Genomic DNA, 17,974 nt, shown 5'->3' on the forward strand with positions numbered 1-17,974 from the left:
TTTCACACTGGACAAATCAGATTGAACGGGCACGTATCGCAGTGCGGCCCAACGGAGGGCTCCCAGCGCCGCGCTTGCATTTCCTCCAGCAGGTTATCGATCTTCGCGCTGTGGTTGGCGAGCACCTTGTCTTTCGGCGTCGCTGGCCGCAGTTCGCCAGTTGCAGTGTAGTGGATCGCAAGCTCGCCGGGGTCGCCGTGCAATTCCTGGTAGGCCAGGGCGTAGAGCATCACCCGTTCCGAGAGATGATCATCGTCGCCGGGCAGTCCTGAGCGCGTCCAGACCCACCGGGTACCGTCAGCATGGGGTTCCTCGCGGTCAATCCGTACCTCAATCGTCCCACTTGGGCGGCGCACCACAATCCGCTGATCGACCCGTTCTGGGGCCATGCGCGCCTCACGCAGATCTTCCCAAACTGTGCGGACGTGTCGCCACGCCTCAGCAGCGTAGTCGTCGGCGTAGAGCACGCTATCGAGTTCATAGCGCTGTAGCTGGCCATAGACGAGTGAGCGCAGGTTTTGCTCATCGGCGGTGAGATCACCGTCGCGGGCCTGCTTGGTCAGTTGCTTTACACTCTCGCGAATGGCCTGGTGCATGCGCAAGAAGGGTGACTGGTCGTCGTAGAGCTGATAGACGTACTGGTAGAGGAAGCGGCGTCGGCAGCCGTCGAGGTTGATGCTTGAGGCCGGCAGGGGCATTGGCGGGGGCGGCGTGTCAAGCAGACGGATCTCCGGCGTCGGCACTGGGCAGCCATGCGCTGTGGGAAGGATGCGCGTGGGCCACGGTGTGTTCGCCTGCTCGCCGTCTCCGGCGAGCAGCGAGGAGCGCTCGGCCACTTTCGGCTCGCCATTAGATTTGCGCCCGCCATCGGTCGAGCGGGTCAGGACGAGGCGGTCGCGGGCACGGGTCATCGCAACATAGAGCAGGTAGCGCTCCTCCTGCAATTCGCTCTCGACCGGGCCGCGGATCAGGCCAGCCGGCTGCGGCAGGCCGCGCTGGCCGCCCCGCGCCGGGAACTGGCCCTCCTGGAGGTGCGGCACGTAGACGATCGGGAACTCAAGTCCCTTGGCTGCATGCACCGTCATGACCCGTACTACGTCAGGTTGTCCGCCAATAGGCTGGCTGGAACTTGCACCAGCGGCACGCAGCGTGCGGATGTAGTCAATGAAGTCGGCGGCGTGCCGTTGGCCAGGCTCGGCCTGGCGTACAAATTTTCGGGCGGTCGCAAGCAACTGGCCGAGATTGGCCAGTTCGCGCTGGGCCGCGCCCTCGCCGCGTCCGGCGCGGGTCAGGCGCTCGCGCATCTGCTGGCTGTACTGAAAGAGGTAGGCCACCAATACCTGCCAGGCATCACCCTCAGCCGCGAGCGCCTCGACGATGGTCTGCAACCGGGCGAGTGCTTGCTGTGCATTGGGGCTGAGTTGAGCGATGATCGCCGCGTCGCGAGCCGCGCGCGGCAGCGCCTGTTTCGTCCGGCGTGCCTCGTTCACCAGCATATTGAGCTCTCTGGGCTCCATCTGGTGCTCAGGTACCGTCAGCGCACGCAGCAGTCCGGCACTGTTGAGGGCGCGCACCTGCGCACAGATCGCCAGCGCGTCCTTGACCTCAGGCGTCTCATAGATGTCGCGCACACTGTCAACCGGGATGCCATGCGCCTCAAGTACTGCGGCGATCTGCATGGCGTGGTCGTTTTTCCGGCAAAGTATGGCGTGATCGCGAAAGCGCCAGCGCCGAAAGAGGGGCGGCGAGCGGTGGCGACGCTGCGAGCGCTGCCGATACGGTTGAGTACGGCGCGGCTGCAATCCAGAAGAGGTACACGGTAGCTTTTGCGCCACCGCTGCATCTACCCGCCGCAAAATATCGTGGGCGATCGCGGCATACTCGTCGTGGCGACTCTGTCCGACCCATTCGTAGACGTTCACACCATTCCCGGCAACGCGCTGGGCTATGAGTCTAGGACGATGTGTGGTCCGATGGTCTCCGGCCATGATCGTCGCACTAGCGTCAAGAATCGACTGGAGTGAGCGATAGTTGCGGGTAAGGTGATAGAGTTGGGCCGTCGGATAGTGCTTGGTGAACTCGTCCAGATTGGCTGACGAGGCGCCACGGAAGCGATAGATACTCTGCCAGGCGTCGCCGACCGCCCACACTCGTCCACGACCGCCATCAAGCAAGCGTACCAGTTCGCCCGAGGCGTAGTTAATATCCTGGAACTCATCAATGAGCAGATAGTGGTAGTGCTTGCGTAGATCGGAAGCCACAATCGGATCGTGTAGCGCAGCGACTGCCAGCACAATCAGGTCGCCATAATCGAGGGCGCCTGCCTGCCGTAAGACGGCCTCGTAACGTGGGTAGACTTGCGCCAACTCACGGAGCGCAGCTGCCTGGCGAGCCGCTCTTTGCCGAGCTTCCGCCGCTTTCTTCGTGGGACCCGCATGGTTTTGCTCGGCCTGTATAACCAGATGCTGCGCTTCTGCTTCGGCAAGCTGCGCATACTCCTCAGGGGTGCGCAGCTCATCCTTAATCCGGCTGATCGCCTTAATGATGGTCACCAGATTGCGGGAGGGAGCGCGGATATCCTTGAAGTAATCGAACTGGAGATCGGCCAGGTGGCGGGTCAGCAGGAGAAATAGGTCGCCGGTATCGAGCAGGCGAATGTTGGTCTGCAAGCCCAGCCGTGCGCCATAGGTGCGCAGGACATTCAGGCCCCAGGCGTGGAACGTACTAATCGCAACGCGCCCGGCGAGGTCAGGGAATTCCTGGCGCAGCGCCGCAACGATCCGCCCGCGCATCTCGTCGGCGGCTTTATTCGAGAAGGTTAGAGTCAGAATAGTTGCCGGATCGATGCCCTGCCGTACGAGGTCAAGGTACTTTGCTACCATGCTGCGCGTCTTCCCAGTGCCCGGCCCGGCGGCAAGGAGCAGTGGCAGTGGGGCTTCCACGGCCGCCTGTTGCTCTGGGTCAGGAGGCGACACAGTGAACGGGGTTTCACGCATGGGATCTGTCAGGGCAAGGGGTTCGCTGCAGCTCACATTGACCAACTGCGCACGTATAGCATCCAGCGAAACACCGAAGTGGGCAGCGAGATCTTCAACGCGCCAGTCCGGCTGCTGAGCGGCCTGCCAGAGATCATCGGCTGGCACCAACAGCTCCAGGGCAAAAAGATTCGCCTCCTGTTCGCGTCGCTCGCGGGTATTGTAGGTTCGCACCGCTGAATCGTCTGCGCTTTCACCCGCCGAGCGTTCGTCAAGGGTCTCTTCCGTATCACAGAAAGGCCCAGCGGTCAGGCCTTCGAGGGCTACGTGGCCCAGCTCGTGGGCGATGACGAAGCGCTGCCGTTCCGACGTAAGCTCGCGCCGCACGCGGATGACCTGGAGTTCCGGCTCGACCTTGCCTTGAATGCCTTCGGCCAGCGTTCCGGTACGCACAACCGTAAGACCCCAGAGGCATTCGGCCAGGTCAGCGAGATCCAGCGGTTGCACGATGGAACCCTGATGGTGGGTTTGATACTGCTGCCGGGCAGTGTAAGCGGCAGCACGAATTTGTTGCCAGCGTGCGCTCATGGTAGGTGGGTGGCCCAGGCGGCCTGCTCTTCGGACGTTGGTTCACTCTCGACAAAGGCTCGATCAAAGCTAACCGCTTGCTCCTCGCCCTCGCTGATACCGTCAACGGCATTGAGACGGGCTGAACGGGTAGCCGGCGGCGGCGCAAGCAGAGCAGCCTGGATTGCGCTCCTTGAGGCATGGAGTACCTGAGCGAGTTGTTCAATCAGCCGATTGGGCACACTCGCCACAAACACCTTCCCGCGCTCCATGCGTGCGAGCACATCCACAGGGAGCTTGAGTTGGCGGGCCAGTCGTCCAACGGTGATCTGTTGGGCATCGCGGAGTTGGGTCAGATTCTGGACTGGCGCACCACTGATCGTGTGCTCCCAGGCACCGCGGGCAAGCGCGATCACGTGGTCGGCACGAGCCTCCTGCTCGGCAGTCAGCACCGCGGGTTCATCGAGCTCACCAAGAGTCAGATTGAACTCCAGAAAGGCCCGCAGTTCATCACGGGTCTCGGCCGGCTCCTGGGCAACAAAGGTGTCAAGGCCGATTAGTTGACCAGATTCGAGCAACGCTTCGTAGCGCAGCGCCGCCTCTACGAAATAGGATCGCTCTTCCATACTCAGTGCTCCTCAACGATCAAGATCTGGTGCAGCCGCACAACGACGCGATTGTAGATCCGGGTAATGTTGACCGGTGTCAGGTTCAATCGTTGTGCAATTTCGACGCCTGGAATGCCTTGCAAGCGCAGGTTGATGACTTCACGATCATGTGGCGGTAGCTGGGCGATGGCCTGTTGTAGCCGCGTATGAAGCTGCTCTTCACGGTATGCCTCAGCAAGGCGCTCAGGCGTGATATCTTCGATCAACTCGTGCCGGACTAGACCCTCCTCACCGACCTGCGCATCCAGGCTCTCACTTGCAGATAAGACCCGTTGCTCACGCATATTTCGCAGGAATTCAAAAATGATGCGATTCACGGTTGTCGAGGTGTATGCACCAAATTGGCGCTCCATACTGCCGAAGCCGGGACTGCGCAGATCGCGATCGAGCCGCTGAATGGTTTTGAGCTGGATCTCGCTGACTGCGTCTTCATCCAGCTCAGGGAACCGCTTCGCCCGGCCAAGGATCCAGTTGCGCATCGCCAGGATGACCGCCTCCAGATCTGCCCGGATCTCCGGTGTAAGCGTACCGCCACTGGTCAAGATGGCGCGGATACGCTGAACGCGCTCCTGACACTCGACGACAACATCATGCCATTGACGCTCGTGCTGCATAGGCTGGCCTCGTTCGCTCATCGTTTCCGGCATGGTGCATGCCACCTCAACAGTACCGCGCCATCGTACAAAAACGCGCTTGTAGCTGTAAATCAACGGGCAATGTGAAATTCGATCGCCCGCCACTCCTTATCGGCAAAGTAACAGCCGAAACACACACGCCAGGAGGAGCAGTGATGTTGCCGATGCTTGTGACCGACCACGCCAGAACCCGCCAGGCCCAGCGCAACCTATCGGACGACGAGGTTGCCTTCGTCCTTGATCACGGCCAGTACGTTCGTAGCGGCGGAGCACTCCATATCTTTCTCAGGCGTCGGGATATGTTCGGTGACCAGGCGGTGTGCCAGCAGTATCAGCACCTGGAAGGTTCGGTGCTGGTTATGAACGACACGGGCGAGGTTCCAATTCTTATCACCGTCTATCGCAATCGCCGTGGACTCCGGTATATCCGGCGCAAGGCGAAGTATCGTTACAACGTCGATATAGTATAAACCAGAGCTATTACCAGATTTGCATTCGGTACAGTTATCATTTGAATTGGGAGGTGAAGCATGAGCCTTTCCGGAGCGCGCGGCCTCATCCGCGTCGCGCACAACCCGACCTGCGAACTCCAGGCAGCGATGACGCTTGCGCGTGTCCGTGAGCAGGATGTCTACCGGGCCATGGCTGGGGCCGACTATCCCGGCGAGTACGGCGAGCGTGTCTCGGCACGCCGGCGCGGTGCACAGTTTGAGAAGAACCTTTACAAAGATGGCGCTGTTGTTCGAGATGCGCCGTGTGCTGGTCACCATGGCCCAAGTGGGCACCCGCATGCATGCCCTGGGCTTGGCTTCAACCGCTGATGCTGAGGGTTTGGCAGCTTTGTCTCCCCAGCTTACAACCACGTATCAGGAGTCCTGCGTCGCTGGATGCTTGCTCGCCCAGATCTGTCGGCAAAACGCAGGCGCTCAGCCGAGCGTCCTGGGAGACCATGTCGCCCAGACCCTTGGTGAAACCATAGATCTCCCGCGTGCTCTTGCCTTGTTGCAAGATGCTCCAGCAACCAATGAGCGTGAAGCCTGGCTTGGGCCAGTGCTGCGTGAAGCGGCTGCCCTGTTTGGCCCATCCACCATTGTCCAAGGGAGAGCGGCATGAGTACGATGATCGACCTGACTGCCCGCCTCCTGGCCTACCAGTCTGGGCGGGCGATCCCCATCAGGCGCAGTTCAGCCCTTATTGCCGATCCAAGCCCGACCTTTGCCATTGTGCCGATCCGCATGGTGGCCGAGCAGGTCGTCTACGCGCTGGCCTATGGCGATCCAGAGGGCGAGCCGGAGGTCGTGCTGACCTGGAACCCGCTCGACCGTGATGCCAGCTTTATGGAGCCGTTCGCCGCTACGCTCGACCGTTACCTGAGCGACTGCGTGATCGCAGGGGAGATGCCACGGATCTGGCTGGCGCATGCGGCTGCACTCGAAGTTATCGCGTTGCTAGGGCATCGCTACCGCACGAACCGTAGTGTAGGGCCGGAACTACAGCGTATGGGGGCACAGTGTCGGCTGTTGGCAGAAGAGACTACCTTTGCCGGGCAGCAGATCGTCGCCATCGCGGGCAGCCTGCTCGCAAGTCACGTTGCCACCGGCCAATCGCCGAGTGAAGATCTGCACCTGGGTGCCTTGCTTGCCTGGATCGATCCGCCCGCTGGGACGGTGGTTGCCGACGCGGCAGCCCAGGCAGCCCTTGCGCCAGCGGCTGCGATGTTGGATCGCGCTGCCGATGATCGGGTCGAGCAACTGCGCGCACGCGTCGCCAGGGGGCGTCTGCGTGAGCCGTCCGCCCGAGTTGAGGCAGAAGCAATCATTCGTGAAGAGGCACTGCGCGAGTGGGCCTTGCTGGTGCGGGCGCGCCGAGCTTTCTGGGGACTGGGGCTAACACAGGGTACGGAGCTTACCAAGCTGACTGCTGAGTCGTTCAAGCGTGTTGCCTGGCAGATCGACCGGAACTATGGCAACCCAGCGCGACCACGCAGCCTGGCCCAGCGACTCGACGAGTTGACCTATGCCAAGGAACTTACCGCGTATGCCGATGTGGCCGATGACCCGATCAATCGAGCCGCAGCGCTGAACGCTGGCCGAGTACTGGATGCGGTCGTGTTTCAGCGTGACCAGCCGCGGCGAGGCTTCAATCCCTGCACGCTTACCCTTGAGACTCGCCAGAATGCGTTGCGGATTCGGCCCGGCACGCAGCTCCAACTCCGAGGTAGCCGGGTGTTTGGGCGGATCACCGAAGTGCGCGAGGTCAATGCAGGGCAAGCAACCCAGCTTACCTTGGTAGTTACCAATGGAGTGCGCAACCCCCAACTCCCGACTCCTGGTCAGCGTACGGAATGGATGGAGCCAGAGCCGGCTGATCTGCGGTACCAGAAGCGCCAGGTGTACGAGCGCATGGCCGCCTCAGCCGATCCACGCGTGTTTGGTGATACGCTGCCTCTTTCCCGGCCCCAACCCATTGATGATGATCTCGCCACCATTGCTCGGAGGCTCCGCCGATGACGATTCAACCGTATCTTATCGCCCGACAACGCAGCGATGACGCGCAGCAAGAGGTGCTGCGGCGGACACTCCAGGAGCGGGAACCGCTCGTGATCGTCGACTCGCCCCCCGGCGCCGGCAAGACCTACCTGGTCGAGGCGGTGATCGCCGTTGCCGTGCAACACCTGGGCCTACGGGTCGCGGTGGTGGCCCCGCGCGCCGAACAGACCTACGACCTGATGCGGCGGCTCGCTGTTAACTTCGACCCGATGCCGATCACCGCGCTCCTATCCGCTAGCCGCCAGCTACCCGATGATCTGCTGCTAACGCAGCGCATTCTGGTCTGCAACGATGCGGCCGCGCTTCCCGGTGGCGCGGGCGTGACGATTGCTACTGCAGACAAGCTCCTGTTTGCGGTGACGAAGATCACGCAAAGCTTTGATCTACTCATCTGCGATGAGGCCTATCAACTTACCTTCGCAACCATGGCCCCGCTCTTTGAACTGGCGCCAAGCGTGCTGCTCGTGGGTGATCCGGGCCAGTTGCCGCCGCTGATCACCGTCGACACCGAACGCTTTGAGACGGCGCGCTACCGAATCCACTGGCCGGCACCCCGAGAGCTGCTGCGACGCTTTCCGCAACTTGACGTGGTACGTCTCCCCGCATCACGCCGCCTGCCCCAGGACACCGTCAACCTTGTTCAGCCGGCATTCTACCGGCAGCTCCCATTCAGCTCAGCCACAGCACCCGCAGAACAACGCCTGCAGCTTGATGCAGCAACGCAAGGAGATACCATCGACCGGGCGCTCGATATGCTGACTGACGGTGCGACCCTGGTTGGCGTTCTCTTGCCACCGGCCGAGTTCGGGCGAGAGCAAGTAGATGATGAGCTTGCCGAGACGATGGCAGCGATTGCGGCGCGCCTGTTGTCGCGACAACCACGCTGGGAAGGGGTTCGCCAGCTGAGCGCCGGCGATATCGGCGCCATTGATGCGCACGTGGCATCTGGTGCGGCGGTTCGCCGTTCGCTGCGCTTATCCAATGTGCCGACCGATGCCTGTATTGTGGAGACGCCAGAGCTCTGGCAAGGCCAGGAGCGACCACTGATGGTCGTCAAACACACGCTGAGCGGCCAGCGCCAGATCGGCGAGTTTAGCCTTGAGTCTGGTCGCTGGTGTGTGATGCTCTCACGCCACCAGATCGGGTGCGTGATCGTCGGTCGTGACGGCGTGGGTGATGCACTCGCTGAGCATCGCCATGCGTGCGGTGCCCGTCCGATCGGCAGTGTCGATGATGCCTGGGAGGGTTGGCGGGCGCATCAGGCAATTTGGGGTCAGCTTGAAGCACAAGGGCGATTGGTACGGATTGCCCAGGGTTGAGGGAACGATCATCGAGCAGGGAAGGATTTGCTGAGATCTTGACACATATTGTACAATTGTTCTACACGATAGCGGTAATCCCTCCGCCTATCCTAGTAGAACGAGGTACACCAATGTCCAGTCAGCCAGTCTGCCCCTGTTGCCACTCGCCCCAGGCCACCCAGCGGGTCGCCGCAATTGTCACCGGCGGCACCCGCGACGTTCGCCTCCTCACGGCTGACCTCGTGCCGGCGGCGGGTGTTGCACGTACGCACCTCGCGCAGTTACTCGCCCCGCCCCGCCAGCCCGGCGGTGGCTGGTGGATCATCATCGTGCTCGTTGGTCTGCTCATGCTCAGCCTGCCGGCGAGCTGCATGCTGACTCTGCTCATCGTTGAATTCCAGGGCCTGACCTTTGAAGCGGCATTGGGCACGGGGCATGCCGAGCGCATCTTCGCGGCGATCGCGGGCGTGGGGATGCTGATCGCCATCGCGATCACGGTCGGCATCGTGCAACTGGGCGAGCGTGGGCGGCGCACTGCGCATGCGCGCTGGCAGCGCCAGGTGGCGCGCTGGCAGCAGTCCTGGTACTGTCATCGCTGCCACGTCGCTTTCGTCGCCGGCTCAACGCAGGCCGTGGCCCCCGAGCAGTTTGGGCGGCTGTTTACGGGTAGCAGTCACGGCGCGTGACGCACCAGCAGCCACTCCTCAACCTCGGCGCCGCGCCCCTCGGCAAAGCCGCGATCTTCGCCGTGTATGGTGAAGCCGTTGCGCTCGAGAACCCGCTGGGAGGCGATGTTGTCCTTGGCGATGCGGGCGTAGAGCGGTCGGGTCGCTACCTCGGCGAGAAAGAGCGCCAGCGCCCGCGTCGCGATGCCGCAGCCCCAGAACGCCTGCCCCAGTCCGTAGCTGACCTCCGGCTCGCCGAACCAGGTGTGACAGGAGATCGAGCCGGCGACCTGATCGTTCGCCAGGATGATCCGCATGGTCACCGCTGGGTCAGCCAGCACCTTCGCCCAGTGGGCGCTGAAGGCCTCCCAGTTGGATGGGTCTTTGGCGGTGAAGGCGGCCATCCAGACCGCCGCCGGCGCGCGCTGTTGCTCGAACAAGATCGGCAGGTCGCCCTCAGCAATGGGCCGCAGGGTGATGTAGTCGGTCATCGATCTCCTCGCTCCTGGTATCGTGGTTAACCTGGCACCAACCAGGGTCAGCCCTCGCGTTTCACGCGCGCACGGCGGGTGATCTCTCCCTCGCCAGCTACAGATAGTCGGCCAGAATGACACCGATGTCGAAGGGCGTCACGGTGCCGTCGGGCGCAAAGACCACGCTGGCTGCTTCGCGAGACACTGGCGTGCCGCGCGCCGCTGCGTGCAGCGTGAATAGGTCGTAGAGCGTGGGCTTGATCAGCGTAGTCAGCGCCTGGCCCATCAGCAGCATGCCCTTCTGGTTGCCCTCGACATTGGTGAACCAGCGCGGGTTGCGGCGCAGCGCCAGGTCGGCCCAGATCACCTGGTGCGCCACGAGGTCGAGGATCACCGGGATGCAGATGCGCGTGTTGGCCGCCACGTCGATCTTCTGCTGCACCGTCTGCGGCTCGAAGACCTCGCCTGACTGCGGTTCCTTTCGCAGCATCCAGCCGGCGTAGCACTCCGGCAGCGTGCTGAAGGGTTGGCCGGTGAAGGCGTTGATTGCGGTGACGACATAGCGCCCGCCGTAGCGCACCACCGACTCGATCTCCAGGTCGATGAACTCGCAGGCGCCGTTCGGCGCGGTGACGATGTCGCCACTGTGGGCCGCCCGGTACTTCTCCGACTTCAGGTTGGTGTAGGAGATGTGCTCGACGTAGCGCCAGTTAGCGTCATAGAGCACCGCCGAGAGGTCGATGTCCACCCGCCCGGTCGGCTTGCCGCCCACCTCGCCCTCCTTCCACCAGAGGAAGAAGCGCACTGTGCCGCCGTCGCCAAGCGGCAGCCGCGAGCCGCGCGGGATCGTCCGCAACGCCTTGCTGGCCGAGCGCTGGGTCAATGGCACGGGATAGTCGCGCAGTCGCTCATCAACGAAGACCTTCCCCAGCGGCGGGCGCTCACGGAAGCGGTTGACCAGCGTCTCGCGGCAGATTGCGACCACCCCCGCGCACAGCCCGGCGTCGAGCAGCGGCAGCGTATTGGCGATCACCTGGGCCTTGGCCACCTCGCCCTTGGGGAAGAAGCTGCGCAACGGGTGACCTGCCGACCGCTGCGCGAAGTGGGCCAGAGCCTGGAGCAGCACCGGGGTCGAGACCTGGGCCGCAACGTCGCCGAAGGCCGTCACCACCGCATCGGGCTGCGCGGCCCGGCGCAGCAGGTGATCGAGGCGGCGGGCCAACTCGCCCGGTCGCCCGCGCAGCAGGGTCAGCGCCGCGTCGATCTGTCCAGCCTGGATTGCACCTTCGACCTTGGAACGGAAGGTCGCGACGGGCCGGTCGTTGCGGATCACGTCGAAGGCTGCGGCAGACTGGGGGAAGCGAGTCTGATACTCGCCGGGGTGCAGCCGCTCGCCCAAGCGCTTCCAGGGCTCAGGGTAGCGCAGCATGTCCTCGATGCTATTTCCACACGCCTCCAGCAGTTCGAGCAGCAGGCGGCGCTCAGCGCGGGCGAAGCTGCGGAACTTCGTGGGAGTTGCCAGACTTACATCGCCGTCGGAGAGTGCAACCGCGAGGCGCAGCACGTCAGTCGCGGTGGTGACGTAGGTCGGGAGCCGCTCGGCCCCACGGGAGGTATGGCGAAGCAGCAGTGCCCCGAGCAGGGCGGCGTGCTCACGCAGGGGCACTGTCGTTGGAATGAGGGCCAGCGCCGCGTCGCCATAGGTCTGGAAGAACCAGGCCAGGTCGGCGCGATCAGTGGGCGAGAGGGCACTCTTGGCGGCCAATAGTGTCGTGCAGATCGCCCGAAAGTCAGCCTCATCACCCAGATCCAGCACGCGCAAATCCGTCCGCTCGATCAGGGGCTTGCGCCAGCGCTTGACCGTAGGTGGGCGACCGTGGGTCAGATAGTGCAGGATCGCGTTGAGATAGAGCTCGGCATGGCTGGTCTGCATCACCTGGGCCGGGAAGTTGGGGTACATCGGCGTGTAGGCAACGTGGGCGCCGAGCATCTGGCGCAGGGCCGGGACAAGTTCGCCAGCAAGGCGCTCGAGTTGCACGACCGAGCAGGTCTGGAGGTGCATGATCAGCGCGGCACTCGCCGTAAAGCCCAGGCGCTCCAGGTTCTTGAGCAGGCTGGCCAGGTACTGCGGGGGCGCACCACCATCACCGGGCGGCACGATCACCCGGTTACGGTGGCGGATGTAGATCGCCTGCTGCATTGCCGCTCCTCACATCGCAGAGAGCGCCCCTGCCGACGCAGGGGCACGCATACCATCGGGCAGCGGAGAGCCGGTACGCTAATTTCCAAGAAAGGGAGAAGGAAGCCTACCGATAGCCGCTGCGCCTTCGATTGTAGCATTGCGCATAGCCGCCTGTAAACCAGTCGCGCGCCCGATCCGTCACCGCTGCTGATGCGGCGCGATGCCGCTGATGCTAGGGTGACTCCACCGAGCGACGCCTCCAGCAGCCCCTCAATCCACTGCCTGGTAGGCTCCCCGCCTGCGTGCCGGCACTGCGTGTCGGCCCCTCATGCGCCGCTGGCGCCCACCACCTACTCGTGGCGGCCAACCGCCTCGTCGTCTGCAAGCAGCCGCGTTTGCGCCCGCCGCCCTCTCTTCGTCGCCCGGTATAGCAGCCCGACGCCAGGGAAATCTGAAAAGAGAAAGCGGAAAGCTGAAAAGCTCAGTGATCGCATTGATCGCACGGCTTTTTCAGCTTTCGACTTTCAGCTTTCAGCTTTCTTTGATGCGCCGGGCTGCGCGTTTTTGTACAGTTTGAGGAGGCTTGACGATGCCACCGACGTTCTACTTCGCACTTGGCGCTCGCGCCCGGCCCCACGATCTGGTAATCGCCCTGCATGTCGGGCAACGCCACTACCTCGTACCGGCTGGTTCGTCAACGGAACGCCTGCTCGCCCGCACGCCGGGGGTGCATGTCGTCCTCGACTCCGGCGCGTTTCCTCCTGGGAATACGGCGCGCCTGTCGCTGCCGCACTATGCCCACCGCGTCAGCATAGCCGATAGACCGATAGCCGATAGCCGATATCGTGACCCGCAGGCTTCTGGCATACGACGTTTGATTTTGATCGTGCTACCACTGGCGCAACGATGATCGTATGACTGTGGCACGCACCAGTCAGTCAGCACCCCCGATGCTCAGAACCGTGATCCGCAGGTTTGTGGCGTTGTGATGCGTAGATGTGATGATGCAGACGGCGGTTCAGCGATGAACGTATAGCCGCAGCATAGATCCGAAAGTCGCTACTCACTCAGGTGCAGCCATATCGGCTATCGGGTATCGGCTATCGGCTATGGATCGAGCCCGATGGCTTCGTTGATCGTCCCGCCTGTGCAATTGGAGGTCTAGTGCCCGCTCGCTATGCTCGTGCCGCAACTGCGTGGTACGCGCAGCTCATTGCCGATCTTGAAGCCGCCGCTGAGCTCGACCCGTTCCAACGCCGCATCCACCTGCTCGGGATCGGCAAGCCCTCATGGGTCTGCCGCTCACCGCTGGTGCTGAGCTTCGATAGCTCTGGCCCGGCCAGGATGGCCATGATTGGCTTTGCGCGCGGCATCGGTGCGGCCTACACCGCCGCCTACGGCATCTCCATCGCTGCCCTCACGAAATCGAGAGCAGCTCGCCTGGCCTACCACCTCATCCGCTACCGCGCCCAGGTCGGCCTGCCCTGGAAGCCCATTGACGAGGCCTTGCTGCACGCTGACCGCGAGGTCGCTGCACCGCAGGCCCGCGCCGATGTGGACTGGGAGCAACCTGCATTGCTGGCTGCGGCGCTGTCTGCATAGGAGTTGAAAGGAGGCCTATCGTCACCCAAACCCTGACTCGGCCTGATGCACTGCGCCACTGTGGCGCACGACCGTGTGCTGAAGCAGCGCGCACGGTCTTTTTTGTTGCCTGGAACCACGAGGAGATACCCCATGAGTACGAGACAGACCATGCCCACGCCCGAGCCGATCGACGACGACCTGGAAGCCCTCACTGCCGAGATCGCCGCCACCACCGGTGCCTCAGCCGAGGCGGCACGCCAACTGGCCATCGCCCAGCGCCCCGCCCTCTTGCAGTATGCCCAGCAGTGGGACGCCGCCGCACGCACGACCCGTCCGCGCGGTCAGACAACGCCCGCGACCACCGACCCTGCGTAGTGCTTGCCCCACCTCGCCTACCTGGACGCGGAACCAAAGGGAAGTCAGACCCAGCGTGCTGTGGTTTGGCTTCCCTTTGGTTCCCGTTCGTTCCGCAAGAAAGAGATCGGTATGCTTACTCCAATTGCCCAGCGCCGGTTCCTGATTCTGGCCTGCACCGCAACGAAACGCCCCGAGGTGCGGCTGCTTCCGGCGATTGATCGGTATCGTGGGCCATCGTTCCGCGTCCTGCGGCGCTGGCTCAGTGACCACCCGGAGGCGGCGACCCGCCTCGATGTGTCCATCCTCTCGGCAGAGTTCGGGCTCATCCCTGCCATCCAGCCGATCCCCGACTACGACCGGCGGATGACCACCGCACGAGCGGTCGAGCTCCGTGCGCAGGTGCGTGCCACCCTTGAGCCCCTGCTCGCGCTGCGCTCGTACACCTAAACGTAAAGCGTAAAACGTAAAGCGTAGAACGGGTGCTATGCGATGGCCGTGCCGCACTCTAATGTGAGAGTGTGCTGCTCGGATGCAACCGGGATTTCACGCGATGGCAATGCGATGATGCAGGGTTGAGTGATTGCTACTCAGGCGCTGATAATAGGTTGCACTCAATGGCACGGCAGCCTAGCTGCGGATCGTTTTACGCTTTACGTTTTACGTTCTACGTTTCCAAGTTCGGCTAGCGCCTCAGCAGGGGTTAGGGTGCGCACGACTGAAGCGGCGCGTTCACGCGGTTCACGGTCAAGCGTCACCAGGGCGCAGCCGTAGCGACGAGCCACCGCCACATAGACTGCATCGGCCCCACGCAAGGCGCGATCCGCAGCGATTTCAGCCGCGTCCTGCGTGACAGTTGCATCAAGCGGGACAAACTGGATGTGGTGGAGATCTCGTAGGAGCTCAACCTCCAAGCGAGCGCGGATCGGATCGCGGAAGCTGCGACTCAGCGCTCCCGCAATCTCCGCGAGAACCAAGTATGGCACGATGATCGCGGTATTGCGCTGATACAACTGCGCCATCAGGGCGTGGCACGTTGCATGTTCAGGATCGCTCGGTGATGCGTCACGCACAAAGATATTGGCATCGAGGGTGTACATCACTCACTGATCTTGCCTTCAAGGAGGTCAGCCCGATGCTGGCGATCAAGCTCAAGTTGCTCGGCTGGGCTAGGCGAGACTGGCCCCATCTGCGCAAATTCTTCCCGCAGTTGGGCCAAGCGCTCCCATGCCTCACGCGAGCGACGGCCTAAGTCATCTGGCTCGACCGCCAGTTCTTGCACCACTTGCGCCACAAGGCGCGCCCGCGTGGGGCGATCAAACTGCCGGATAATTGCCAGCGCCTGCTCATACTCAATCGTTGCTTGCATATGGTTCTCCCATCTAGGTTATGCGCATAATTTTATTTTACACGTTTTCGGTAAAGGATCAATGGGTGCGCAACGCAGAACGCAGAACGGAGTGCTCTGCAATGGCACGGCGAATGTCTCCGCCGCCCCCCCGGGCTCCGTGGGCGTCTCATGGTGGCCCCCCCCGGCATGGGTCGCAGACGGTTCCAGCTCCGACGCCATGCGGGGCTGCTGCTGGCGAAGCCGGTAGGATTCGCCGACAAACTCCAGAATGTGCGCTTTGGCCGTCAGCCGGTCGAGCAGGGCAGCGGTCAGACTGGGGTTGCCAAAGACCTGCGTCCATTCCGCAAAACGGAGATTCGTGGTCACGATGACCGCCACCCGCTCGTGCAGGGCGCTGCAAAACTGGAACATCACGTGAGAACCCCGTTCGGAAAAGGGGATGAAGCCCAGTTCGTCCAAGATAATCACCTGTTGCTTGAGTGCCGAGGCGATGAGTTGGGGGACGCGGTGCTGTTCCTGTGCGGCCAAGAGGTCGTTGACCAGCCCAGCGGCGTTGTAGAAGCGCACGCGCCGCCCCTGACGGCATGCGGCCATTCCCAGCGCCGTGGCAAGGTGGGTTTTGCCCAGGCCCGGATGCCCGACCAGCAGCACTGGCTCGGCCTGCGCGATGTAGTGTCCCTCGGCGAGGGTGAGTACCCGGGCTTGATTGAGACTCGGTACCAGACGGAAGTCGAAGTCCGCAAGCTCTTTGCGTACGGGAAAGCGTGCGAGTTTCAGATACTGCTGCTGCCGCTGGCGGTGGCGGTAGGTAAGCTCCTGCTCGGCCAAGGCGAGCAGGTAGGCTTCGTAGCTAAGCGGCTGGCCTTGGGCTTCTTGGGCCAGTTTGGCATAAAGCTGTCCGAAGATGGGCAGGCGGAGCTGCTGCAGGGCGACGTCAAGCGCGGTGAGATGGTTCATGACAATCCTCCGGTACGTAACTGGTCATAACAGGTCAAGTCGGGGGGATGCAGCCCAATCTGTGCGATCTGCGGCTGGTGGTCAAGGTTGACGTGGGGCGGGCTGGTGGTGGGTTCCAAGATCTGGTGCAGACAGAGCCGAATGCCATCGACATGCACGACACCGAGCGTCAACGCGGCTTCAATCGCCTGCGCGATGAGCGGGGCCGGATAGTCCTGATGCAGGTTCAGAACGGCGATGAACATGCGTAAGCCTGGCCCATCGCCGTCGCGCTGGCGCAAACGCGCCAGCAGTAGTTCATAGCATGGAGGCCACGTCTCACGCCAGCGACGCACCGGTTTGGCGTGCTCAAAAGCGCCCGGACGCTGCTTGAGCAAGGGCAAGTAGTGGAGCGGGTCAAAGAGGTCCTGTTCCCGCGCATAGCTCCGAGGGTGGCGCGTGAGCACCTGGTTGCCATCAAACACCTCAAGCGCAAAAGGATAGGCGCGCAGGGTGAGATGAGCGCCACCTTGATCCACCGGCACCGAATAGCGGTTCGTCTCGAAGATGACCTGACTGTAGGGCGTCCGGGTGACCTGGAGCGTCCGGCAGCAGGGCATGTCGTGGGCTGGATGCGGGCGCAGCAATGGGCGTTCCTGCTCCCAGAGGGTCCCAATGCTGGCGGGCTGCCCGTGGACGGTGCGGGCGTTATCCTCTTCGCATTTCGTAAGCAGATGCGTGTTTGGTATTAGAATACAAAGAGTTCACCTCACGCCGCTGCGCCAGCCACTTGGTGCAGCGGCGTATCTGTGCAGACTGTTCAAACAGGACTCTAAACATGCACATTCCCACATTGGACAGTGTCCGCTTACGCTTACGTGCCTTCAATCTGAGTGATGGCACAGCGGTAGAGCGTTTAGCTGGAGACTTTGCCATAGCCGATACAACGCTCACAATTCCGCATCCCTACCCAGAGGGCGCTGCTGCAACCTGGATTGCGACCCATAGCGAATGGGCGCAGTGCGGCAAACGCTGGGAGTGGGCGATCACCGAACGCAACACTGGCGAACTCTTAGGCGCGATTGGGTTATCGCAGGAGCGCCAGCACCAACGGGGCGAATTGGGCTACTGGATGGGCCAACCCTTCTGGAACCAGGGGTATACCAGTGAAGCTGCAGCGGCGGTATTGCGCCATGCCTTCACTACCCTTGGCTTCAACCGCATCTTTGCCCACCACTTTGCACGCAACCCCGCCTCGGGGCGGGTAATGCAAAAAATTGGCATGCGCCTAGAAGGTTGTCAACGTCAGCATATACGCAACAGGGATCGTTTTGAAGATCTGGTTCACTATGCGATCTTGCGCGAGGAGTGGAGCTTGACGTGAACGAGAAAGGTGGCGGTGAACGTCTCTTATGAAGAAACGAGATGCTCCACAGGAGCATACCGGACGGGCATGGCAAATCAATCAAACGAAAACGAGCTAGGTTGCGACCACGCCAGCGACGTCAGATGCCAGCGGTGTTCGGGGTATCCTCTCCATAATCGCTGGAACGCATGGTGACAACCCCGCCAAGGTCTGGTAGACTACCCACGTATGCAGATTCCCGACATCAATCTGGAGGCCATTCCCGACCTGGCCACGCGCCAGATCGTGATCCAGGTGCTGAACCTCGTTGAGACGCTCGCGGCAGAAAACGCCGCGCTGCGCGTCGAGAACCAGCAACTGCGCGATGA

Annotated in this window: 19 protein-coding genes; 9 read left to right on the top strand and 10 right to left on the bottom strand. The window is 62.4% G+C overall.

The window, feature by feature from the left end; genetic code table 11:
• Positions 1–2: 2 nt before the first annotated feature.
• Genes CJ255_RS00525 through CJ255_RS00535 form a run of 3 tightly spaced genes read right to left on the bottom strand, consistent with a single transcriptional unit; the run spans position 3 to position 4,824 of the window.
• Positions 3–3,563 carry a UvrD-helicase domain-containing protein gene (locus CJ255_RS00525; RefSeq protein ID WP_097642132.1) on the bottom strand — a complete coding sequence of 1,187 codons (3,561 nt, stop codon included), beginning with the start codon at positions 3,561–3,563 and terminating at the stop codon, positions 3–5.
• Positions 3,560–4,168 (bottom strand): transcriptional regulator, encoded by a 609-nt coding sequence (locus tag CJ255_RS00530; RefSeq protein ID WP_097642133.1) that lies wholly within the window; start codon positions 4,166–4,168, stop codon positions 3,560–3,562. Before CJ255_RS00530 ends, CJ255_RS00525 begins: the two co-directional genes overlap by 4 nt.
• A 2-nt stretch (positions 4,169–4,170) precedes the next feature.
• Positions 4,171–4,824 (bottom strand): RNA polymerase sigma factor, encoded by a 654-nt coding sequence (locus tag CJ255_RS00535; RefSeq protein ID WP_245863082.1) that lies wholly within the window; start codon positions 4,822–4,824, stop codon positions 4,171–4,173.
• 176 nt (positions 4,825–5,000) lie between these two features.
• Between CJ255_RS00535 and CJ255_RS00540 the strand changes: the two genes are divergently transcribed.
• The 4 genes from CJ255_RS00540 (at position 5,001) to CJ255_RS00555 (ending at position 8,713) form a co-directional block, all read left to right on the top strand.
• Positions 5,001–5,315, top strand: coding sequence for a DUF4258 domain-containing protein (locus tag CJ255_RS00540; RefSeq protein ID WP_245863084.1), 315 nt, complete (start codon positions 5,001–5,003; stop codon positions 5,313–5,315).
• A gap of 259 nt (positions 5,316–5,574) precedes the next feature.
• Positions 5,575–5,958 (top strand): hypothetical protein, encoded by a 384-nt coding sequence (locus tag CJ255_RS00545; RefSeq protein WP_097642134.1) that lies wholly within the window; start codon positions 5,575–5,577, stop codon positions 5,956–5,958.
• Positions 5,955–7,355: a hypothetical protein gene (locus CJ255_RS00550; protein WP_097642135.1), complete on the top strand. Its 1,401-nt coding sequence runs from the start codon at positions 5,955–5,957 to the stop codon at positions 7,353–7,355. Before CJ255_RS00545 ends, CJ255_RS00550 begins: the two co-directional genes overlap by 4 nt.
• Positions 7,352–8,713 carry an AAA family ATPase gene (locus CJ255_RS00555; RefSeq protein ID WP_097642136.1) on the top strand — a complete coding sequence of 454 codons (1,362 nt, stop codon included), beginning with the start codon at positions 7,352–7,354 and terminating at the stop codon, positions 8,711–8,713. The genes CJ255_RS00550 and CJ255_RS00555 overlap by 4 nt, the downstream gene beginning before the upstream one ends.
• 263 nt (positions 8,714–8,976) lie before the next feature.
• Here CJ255_RS00555 and CJ255_RS22345 read toward each other — a convergent pair whose 3' ends face one another.
• The 3 genes from CJ255_RS22345 to CJ255_RS00570 all read right to left on the bottom strand — a co-directional run bounded on the left by CJ255_RS22345 (position 8,977) and on the right by CJ255_RS00570 (position 12,033).
• Positions 8,977–9,288: a hypothetical protein gene (locus CJ255_RS22345; RefSeq protein WP_124681769.1), complete on the bottom strand. Its 312-nt coding sequence runs from the start codon at positions 9,286–9,288 to the stop codon at positions 8,977–8,979.
• 80 nt (positions 9,289–9,368) lie between these two features.
• The gene (locus tag CJ255_RS00565; protein ID WP_097642138.1) at positions 9,369–9,851 is read right to left on the bottom strand and encodes a GNAT family N-acetyltransferase; all 483 of its coding nucleotides are present in this window, start codon (positions 9,849–9,851) and stop codon (positions 9,369–9,371) included.
• 97 nt (positions 9,852–9,948) lie between these two features.
• On the bottom strand, positions 9,949–12,033 hold the full coding sequence (locus CJ255_RS00570; RefSeq protein WP_097642139.1) for a TerD family protein: 2,085 nt from the start codon (positions 12,031–12,033) through the stop codon (positions 9,949–9,951).
• 571 nt (positions 12,034–12,604) lie between these two features.
• Between CJ255_RS00570 and CJ255_RS00575 the strand changes: the two genes are divergently transcribed.
• The 4 genes from CJ255_RS00575 to CJ255_RS00590 all read left to right on the top strand — a co-directional run bounded on the left by CJ255_RS00575 (position 12,605) and on the right by CJ255_RS00590 (position 14,403).
• Positions 12,605–12,925 (top strand): hypothetical protein, encoded by a 321-nt coding sequence (locus CJ255_RS00575; RefSeq protein ID WP_097642140.1) that lies wholly within the window; start codon positions 12,605–12,607, stop codon positions 12,923–12,925.
• A 161-nt stretch (positions 12,926–13,086) separates the two neighbouring features.
• On the top strand, positions 13,087–13,617 hold the full coding sequence (locus CJ255_RS00580; protein ID WP_124681770.1) for a hypothetical protein: 531 nt from the start codon (positions 13,087–13,089) through the stop codon (positions 13,615–13,617).
• A gap of 132 nt (positions 13,618–13,749) precedes the next feature.
• Positions 13,750–13,974, top strand: a complete 225-nt coding sequence (locus tag CJ255_RS00585) for a hypothetical protein (protein ID WP_097642142.1) — start codon at positions 13,750–13,752, stop codon at positions 13,972–13,974.
• A gap of 111 nt (positions 13,975–14,085) precedes the next feature.
• Positions 14,086–14,403: a hypothetical protein gene (locus CJ255_RS00590; RefSeq protein WP_097642143.1), complete on the top strand. Its 318-nt coding sequence runs from the start codon at positions 14,086–14,088 to the stop codon at positions 14,401–14,403.
• A 203-nt stretch (positions 14,404–14,606) separates the two neighbouring features.
• Here CJ255_RS00590 and CJ255_RS00595 read toward each other — a convergent pair whose 3' ends face one another.
• From CJ255_RS00595 to CJ255_RS00610, 4 genes are read right to left on the bottom strand one after another with little or no spacing between them, the layout of a single operon-like run.
• A complete protein-coding gene (locus CJ255_RS00595) occupies positions 14,607–15,053 on the bottom strand; it encodes a type II toxin-antitoxin system VapC family toxin (RefSeq protein WP_097642144.1) in 447 nt (148 codons plus the stop codon).
• Positions 15,053–15,322: a hypothetical protein gene (locus CJ255_RS00600; RefSeq protein ID WP_097642145.1), complete on the bottom strand. Its 270-nt coding sequence runs from the start codon at positions 15,320–15,322 to the stop codon at positions 15,053–15,055. Before CJ255_RS00600 ends, CJ255_RS00595 begins: the two co-directional genes overlap by 1 nt.
• A gap of 18 nt (positions 15,323–15,340) precedes the next feature.
• A complete protein-coding gene (istB, locus tag CJ255_RS00605; RefSeq protein ID WP_097642146.1) occupies positions 15,341–16,261 on the bottom strand; it encodes an IS21-like element helper ATPase IstB in 921 nt (306 codons plus the stop codon).
• Entirely contained in the window at positions 16,258–16,887 is a 630-nt protein-coding gene (locus CJ255_RS00610; RefSeq protein WP_097642147.1) for a Mu transposase domain-containing protein, read from the bottom strand. The genes istB and CJ255_RS00610 overlap by 4 nt, the downstream gene beginning before the upstream one ends.
• Before the next feature lie 191 nt (positions 16,888–17,078).
• Between CJ255_RS00610 and CJ255_RS00615 the strand changes: the two genes are divergently transcribed.
• Positions 17,079–17,624, top strand: a complete 546-nt coding sequence (locus CJ255_RS00615; RefSeq protein WP_097642148.1) for a GNAT family N-acetyltransferase — start codon at positions 17,079–17,081, stop codon at positions 17,622–17,624.
• Positions 17,625–17,974 lie beyond the last annotated feature (350 nt).

It is taken from the genome of Candidatus Viridilinea mediisalina, from assembly GCF_002532535.1.
GTDB lineage: Bacteria > Chloroflexota > Chloroflexia > Chloroflexales > Chloroflexaceae > Viridilinea > Viridilinea mediisalina.